This is a genomic window from Companilactobacillus zhongbaensis, from assembly GCF_003946515.1.
Taxonomy (GTDB): domain Bacteria; phylum Bacillota; class Bacilli; order Lactobacillales; family Lactobacillaceae; genus Companilactobacillus; species Companilactobacillus zhongbaensis.
In genome coordinates this window covers 1-4,645 of record NZ_RHOM01000061.1, presented here as the reverse complement: position 1 = coordinate 4,645, position 4,645 = coordinate 1, and the positions used below count along the sequence as shown (strand labels likewise).

The following is a 4,645-nucleotide window of genomic DNA, read 5'->3' as shown; positions in this document are numbered from 1 at the left end:
TCTAGATCTGTCCGGATTAGTTCAAATTGTTCACGAGAGATGTCGCTACTATAATGGTGTGCAAAGCTTTTCATGGATTAAAAACTCCTGTTTTTGATCTAATTTAACTAAAATCAAATCGAATGTCAAAGTATCCAAACACGTTCTAAATCAATAACGACCGAAATCAACCAAAGACTTAAGCAAAAATCACAAAAGACAGTAAGTATTACCAGGGTAAGAAGGATAATTCAAAAAATTCATTTGGAAGAAAAGAAAAGTTAAAGACAGAAAGCAAAAATAAAAAAGAGGAATAATCTATTAAGAATATTGATGCTAAAAAATAGTTCAGACCAGACATGAGGCATTTGATCTTGAACTTACAATAAAAATAGTAACTGAGATAGACCAGTGAAAAATAAGGAGCACAAAAAGTGACAACTTATTAATAAAACAGTGGAGCTACTCAACCAAAAAAAAGAAATTTGTGATGCACTATTTAGGTGGAGGGGCGGGGCGCTATATGGGTTCAGCTGTGAAATTATTCTTAGCGATTTATCGCTTAGAATAAGACTCGTATTGGAGATGTCCGGGTGAACTTCCCGGATAGCTTCAATCGATGTCCACAGCGTTCCAATCCCATATAGCGCCCCGCTCCGGGACCGGCAGTGAACCTCAAACCAAACAACCACCACGATCGATCCACGATAAAATAAAAAAAATCCCCAAAGGGGATTTTCACCATTTATCTATAATATTATTCACTATGTTTCTTAACCCAATAAAGGATCTCTTCGAAAATCTCCCATTTTCTGCTTGGTTCATTGAGTATTTCATGCATCAAGTAAGGATAAACATGCAATTCCTTATCCTTAGAGCCAAACTTCTGATAAATCTCCAACGAATCCGTCATTGGAATTATGCCATCGTCTAATCCGTGTAACAACAAGATAGGATCAGTGATTTTGTCGAGGTCAGCATCTAATTGAGTCGAACTGTCGATCAAGGTATTCATTAAACCAACGGTGAATTCTTTTAAATTTCGTGGATCTTCATTGTATTTTTTCGTTACTTGTTCACTAGTATTTACGCCTTCACCTAATTGGTTTTTAACGTATGTTTCTGGATTGCCGGGCAGTTTTTCACCAAACTCGATTGAAAGTGGGTCGGTCGCAATGATACCGTCAACTTGGCCTGGGTATTTGGCAGCAAATTTTAAAACGGTGTGACCACCCATGCTGTGACCTAGTAAGAAGGTTGGTAAGTCGGGGAATTGTTCTTTGGCGATGTCGACAATTATCTTGCAATCGTCAGGAAGTTCCTCGGTTGAAGTTAGATCACCACGTTTGCCTTCAGATTTTCCGTGGCCACGTTGGTCGTAGCGAAAAACGTTCATGTGATGTGATAAGAAGAAGTTGGCTAGCGTTTCATATCTGCCTGAGTGTTCGGCTAGTCCGTGAGCGATAACGATGTTTGCATAAGGAAAATCAGTTAGGTCAGTGTGCTGATACAAATTGATCCCTTTGGTTGAAGACTCAACCATTTCTTCAAAATGTCTGCTTAAATTTCTATTCACAAAATCCATAATTACACTCCTTTGAAATCGTTTTATTTCCATCTCAACTTCATAGTACTACTCATTTAGGCAAAACAAAACACCATCCAAAAATTGAATGGTGTCCTTGAAAACTATCAAAAGGGTTTGTTTAGAATTAGTGTAATTATTTAATACATTGCAATTCAGGCAGGTTGCAGTGCATGAAAAAATTATTCGTTTTCTTTTGAATCTTTTGTTTTTTTAGAAGATTTCTTATCTGCAGAATCTACACGTTCTACATTTTCTTTAACATCATCGGGAAGTGAGGCAAATTTATCAAATAAACTTCCAAAATCATTTTCGCGTTTCACTGTTAAGCCCATCGGTATCAACCCCCTTCAGGTTTATTGGCTTTTTGTTTATCTAAGAATCATTATAGAACGTTTGGGAAAAAATCTCAATTGCTTGCAACTCTATTAGATAAGATTAAAATAATATAAGCGTATTTAAAGTTAATTATGAAATGGGGGAACAAATTGGCAACTGAATATTTAGAACATAAGTTAAGTCTCTTGCCCGATCGTCCCGGTTGCTACATGATGAAGGATATCAACTCCAAGATCATCTATGTTGGAAAAGCTAAAAATCTCAAGAATCGTGTTCGTTCATATTTTAAGAGTTCACACGAAGGTAAAACTGCGAAGTTAGTATCCGAGATCAGAGATTTTGAGACTATCATCACATCGAACGATAAAGAAGCTTTTTTGCTCGAAATTACTTTGATCCAGAAGCATCAACCGTATTACAACATCCGTCTGAAAAAGGGAACTGGGTATCCTTATATTAAGATCACCAACGAGCGTGATCCGAAAATGGAGATCACCGGTCAGATCAAAAAAGACGGAGCTTACTATTTTGGACCTTATCCTAATGTTTATGCTGCATCAGGGACATTGAACTTCTTACAAAAGGTTTATCCTCTGAGAAGATGTCAAGGTCATCTCGGACGTCCTTGTTTGTACTATCATATGGGACAATGTTTAGGTGCTTGTTTTAAGGAAGTTCCAGAAGAAAAATATCAAAAGCAGATCGAGAAGATCAAGCGTTTCTTAGATGGAAATGTGGGAGAAGTTAAGTCGTCGCTCAAGCAAAAGATGATGACGGCAGCGAAGAATCGTGAATATGAACGCGCAGCCGAATTGCGTGATCAAATTCAATATATCGAAGCAACCGTTGAAAAACAAAAGATCATCTCAAACGATTCTACACCACGAGATATTTTTAATTACTACGTAGAAAAGGGTTGGATCTCGATCCAAGTATTCTTCATTCGTCAAGCTCGTTTGATGAAACGTGAAAAACGGATTTTTGCTTGCGTTAACTCACCGGAAGAAGAATTGTCGACGTTTATTTTGCAATTTTACAATCGGAAAAACCAAGTCTTGCCCCGCGAAATTTTAGTACCAGAAAATATCGACAAAGATACTTTGTCGGAAGTCTTGGACGTTCCATTTAGAACCCCACAGCGTGGTCAAAAGAAAGCTCTAATGGATATGGCTGCGGAAAATTCTAAACTGGTCCTACAAGAAAAGTTCCGTCTGATGGAATTAGACAACCGTCAGACTTATGGGGCTCAAGAACAAATTTTTAAAGCCTTGGGATTACCATATGGTCACGTCATTGAGTCATTTGACCACTCGCACATTCAAGGAACTAACCCCGTTTCTGCCATGGTGGTATTCCAGGATGGCCGTCCAGAAAAGAGCATGTACCGAAAATACAAGATCAAAGATGAATTGGAAAATCATTCCGGTGCTGACGAAGCCGCCAATACTCGTGAAGTAATTTATCGGCGTTATTCACGTTTATTAAAGGAAGAAAAGAATTTGCCTGATCTGATTTTAATGGATGGTGGGATCATTGAATTACGTGCCGTCATGGATGTTTTACAAAATGAACTAGGTATCAATATCCCAGTAGCTGGAATGGTAAAAGATAATCATCATAACACTTCTCATTTGATTTACGGTGAAGAAGGTCATGCGGTAACCCTAGATCCAAAGAGCCAGGGATTTTATTTGTTGCAACGTATCCAAGATGAAGTCCACCGTTTCGCTATCACATTCCAAAGAAAAACTCGTAGTAAAAATGCTTTATCATCTCAACTGGACAATATTCAAGGAGTTGGACCAAAGACAAGAACCAAACTATTGAAAAAATACGGTTCAGTCAAAAAAATCAAAGAAGCTCCACTTGAAGACATCATTGATTTAGGAATACCGCAAACAACTGCTCAAACTATCAAAATTACTTTGAGTAATATAGAAACTCATAAAAAATATAAAAAAATGTAGAGAGCGGAAGGCAACGGGTAGCTGCTGAGGATTTAGGGACTGTCGGCACCCAAGGTGCGGCAAAGCCGTGCCTGCCGACAGTTTCTAAACCGGAGGCCGCTGTCGCCTGGAGCTCGTTTCAGCATCCTTGAGGATAAAGCTTAAAAGCTACTATTCAATTTGCAGCAAGTCTAGTGAACAAAAATAGAAACTGCTATTTTATAACAAAAAAATGGCTCTTCGACTACATGTGTTAACCGGAGGCCGCTACCTTGCGGAGCTCGTTTTCGCATCCTTGAGTATAAAACATAAAAGCACTATCCAATTAACTGCAATTTTAACCAGCAAAAAATGGATAGTGCTATTTTATTGCAGCAAATTTTGCTGGTAAAAATGGACAGTTCTTTTCTATACAGCCAAAGCCGTGCCTGCCGACAGTTTCTAAACCGGGGTCCGCTGTCGCCTGGATCTAGTTTCTGCATCCTTATAATCGGAAAAAACCACAATCTAAATTGCAGCAAGTCAAGCAAACAAAAAATCGAAAGTACTATTTATACAAAAAATGGTTCCTAGACTTCACGTCCAAACCGGAGTCTAATACCTCGTAAATCAAATCCCCAAAACAAAAAAACCAACAACTCTTCAAATCTGCGCTGGTCCCTGTCAAGTTGACATTTGAAATAATATAAAAATTGAATACTTCTTAAATGGCCATTCTCCTGTATTCCGCAGGGGTATGGCCATTTATTGTTTCTGATCTATCTACATGATTAAAATAGTAGATTCCTTCTTTGAC

Annotated in this window: 3 protein-coding genes; 1 reads left to right on the top strand and 2 read right to left on the bottom strand. The window is 38.1% G+C overall.

From position 1 onward, the window contains the following. Nucleotides 1-736: 736 nt before the first annotated feature. Together EKM69_RS12080 and EKM69_RS12410 are read right to left on the bottom strand one after the other, a co-directional pair. Entirely contained in the window at nt 737-1,564 is an 828-nt protein-coding gene (locus EKM69_RS12080) for an alpha/beta hydrolase (RefSeq protein WP_164505950.1), read from the bottom strand. Nucleotides 1,565-1,746: 182 nt separating this feature from the next. Further along, nucleotides 1,747-1,899 carry an SPJ_0845 family protein gene (locus tag EKM69_RS12410; RefSeq protein ID WP_164505949.1) on the bottom strand — a complete coding sequence of 51 codons (153 nt, stop codon included), beginning with the start codon at nt 1,897-1,899 and terminating at the stop codon, nt 1,747-1,749. A gap of 153 nt (nt 1,900-2,052) precedes the next feature. Between EKM69_RS12410 and uvrC the strand changes: the two genes are divergently transcribed. Next, nucleotides 2,053-3,870: an excinuclease ABC subunit UvrC gene (gene uvrC / locus EKM69_RS12075; protein ID WP_125711343.1), complete on the top strand. Its 1,818-nt coding sequence runs from the start codon at nt 2,053-2,055 to the stop codon at nt 3,868-3,870. Nucleotides 3,871-4,645 lie beyond the last annotated feature (775 nt).